At 64.4% G+C, this 2,433-nt stretch carries 2 protein-coding genes; both read right to left on the reverse strand.

Annotation, left to right across the window (positions count from 1 at the left end):
- Window positions 1-84 precede the first annotated feature (84 nt).
- Window positions 85-1,227 carry an epoxide hydrolase gene (locus tag RT662_RS03230; RefSeq protein WP_313669109.1) on the reverse strand — a complete coding sequence of 381 codons (1,143 nt, stop codon included), beginning with the start codon at window positions 1,225-1,227 and terminating at the stop codon, window positions 85-87.
- A partial coding sequence (locus RT662_RS03235; protein ID WP_313669111.1) for a GMC oxidoreductase occupies window positions 1,224-2,433 on the reverse strand: 1,210 nt, incomplete at its 5' end. The genes RT662_RS03235 and RT662_RS03230, both read right to left, overlap by 4 nt.

Genomic DNA, 2,433 nt, shown 5'->3' on the forward strand with positions numbered 1-2,433 from the left:
CGGCCGCGATTGCCTGCATCCTGGCCAAAGCGGCCGGATAGGCGGTGAGGCCCGGCGTCGATTCCCAAACCGGATCGGCCATGCTCACAGGCTGGCGACAAAGGCCCTGAGATCGGCCAGGAAAAGTTCGGGTTCTTCAAGGCTGGCAAAATGGCCGCCGCGGGGCATGGTCGTCCAATGTGCGACATTATAGCCGCGTTCCACCATCGATCGCGGCGGGAAGGCCAGCAGATCGCGCGGGAACGCGGCGACGCCGACCGGCACTTCGACGCGGCGATCAGCCGGCATGGCGAATCCGCCTTCCAGAAACAGGCCGCGATAGATCCAGGTCGCGGTGAGGAAGCTGCGGGTAGTGAGATAGACCATGATGTTGGTGAGCATCTGATCCATGGTGAACGGCGGATCGGTATAATCCCCCGCCACATCCGACCAGCCGACGAATTTTTCGGCAAACCAGGCCGCCACGCCCATCGGCGAATCCATCATGGCAAAGCCCAGGCTTTGTGGCTTGGTGCCCTGCAGCTGCAGATAGGCGGTTTCGGTTTCGCGCATGGCGACCGCCTTCTGCATCCAGGCCATCTCGTCCGGTGTGTTCGGCGTCATGTCGGCACTGCGCAGGCCGTAACCGTTGAGGTGAATTGCCTGCACGCTGGTGGAATCGAGGCCCATCCAGCCGCCGATTACACAACCCCAGTCGCCGCCTTGATAGAGGAAGCCGTCATAGCCGAGCGCTGCCATCAGCGCATCATAGCGGCGGGCCACTTCGCGCGGGCCGATCGGTGCCGATGGCCGGTCTGACCAGGCATAGCCAGGCAAGGATGGCGCCACGACATGGAAGGCCGGTGCAGCCGGATCTTCCGGTTCGGCCAATCGCTCCATGATCGCATCGAACTCGAGGATCGATCCCGGCCAGCCATGCGCGATCAGCAACGGCCGGGCATCGGGCCGGCTGGAGCGCAGGTGCACGCAGTGGAGATGGAAGGGCTTGCCGCCATCTTCCCCCACCCGCACCCGCACATGCGGCAACCGGTTGAGATGCGCCACCGCGCCGGCCCAATCGTAACCGTTCAGCCAGTGCGCCTGCAGCCGCTGCATGTAATCGCGGTTGGCGCCGTGCCGCCAGCCGGCGTTCGGCGGCTCTTCAAACCAGCGGTAGGCCGCAACACGGTCGCGAATCCAGGCGACCTCAGCCTCGTTCACCGGGATGGTGAAGGGCGTGCTGCTCATGCCGCCAGCCCCAGCTTGCGCTCCAGCTTGGTGCGCGCAGCGATGATATCGGCGGCCTTTTCAGCGATCATGATGGTGGGCGCATTGGTATTGCCCGACACCAGGAAGGGCATCACGCTGGCATCGATGACGCGCAGGCCTTCGACGCCGTTCACCCGCAATTGGCCATCGACCACGGCTCGTTCGTCCACGCCCATCCGGCAGGTGCCGACCGGGTGATAGATGGTTTCAGCCCAACCACGCATCTTCTCCAGCAGCGCCGCACGATCCGTCACTTCCGGGCCTGGCCACGCTTCGCCGTCGTTGTAGGGCGCAAAGCCGGGCTGGCGGCCGATTTCACGGGCCATTTCCACGCCGCGCACCAGGGTTTCGACATCTTCCGGCGCCGACAGATAATTCGGATCGATCGCCGGAGCGGCCAGCGGATCGGCCGACTTCAGCCGGATGGTGCCACGGCTTTCCGGGCGCAACTGGCAGACGTGCAGCTGATAGCCATGGCGGCCATCCATCGTGCCCCGGCCATGCGGATTGCCGCGCACCGGCATGAAGTGCATCTGGATATCAGGCGCGGCCAGTCCTTCGCGGGTGGAAAGGAACGCCCCCATCGGCGTTGGCATATGGGCGCCATTGCCGCTGCGGGTGAACACCCATTTGCCCAACGCGATCATCTTGTTCACGAATTTCGAATTGTTGTTGAGCGTCACCGGCTGGCTGCAATGCCATTGCACGATCACATCGAGGTGATCCTGCAGATTGCCGCCCACATCCGGGCTGTCGGCAACCACCTCCACGCCGAACTGCTTGAGATGCGCCGCCGGGCCGATGCCGGACAGCATGAGCAATTGCGGGCTGTTCACGGCGCCGCCGCACAGGATGATCTCCCGGCCCATGGCGGATTGCACCGACGCGCCTTGCGTATATTCAACGCCAACCGCGCGCTTGCCTTCCAGCAGCACGCGCCGCGCCTGCACGCCGGTGATGATCTGCAGATTGGAGCGCGCCCGCACTTCGGGCGTCAGGTAAGCCTTGGCCGCGGAGAAGCGTTCCCCATCCTTGATTGTCGCGTCATATTGGCCAACGCCTTCGAACTGCGGACCGTTGAAATCGTCGGTGCGCTTGTAGCCGGCCTGCACCGCTGATTCAGCAAAGGCCGCGTTCAGCGGATTGGGCAGGGCACCCTTGCGGCTGGTATGCAGCGGGCCGCCT

The sequence above is a fragment of the Sandarakinorhabdus sp. genome (assembly GCF_032115815.1).
Lineage (GTDB): Bacteria > Pseudomonadota > Alphaproteobacteria > Sphingomonadales > Sphingomonadaceae > Sandarakinorhabdus.

Coding starts and splice junctions, on each gene's coding strand:
- RT662_RS03230 (WP_313669109.1), bottom strand. CDS start 1,227: ATGAGCAGCACGCCCTTCACCATCCCGGTGAACGAGGCTGAGGTCGCC.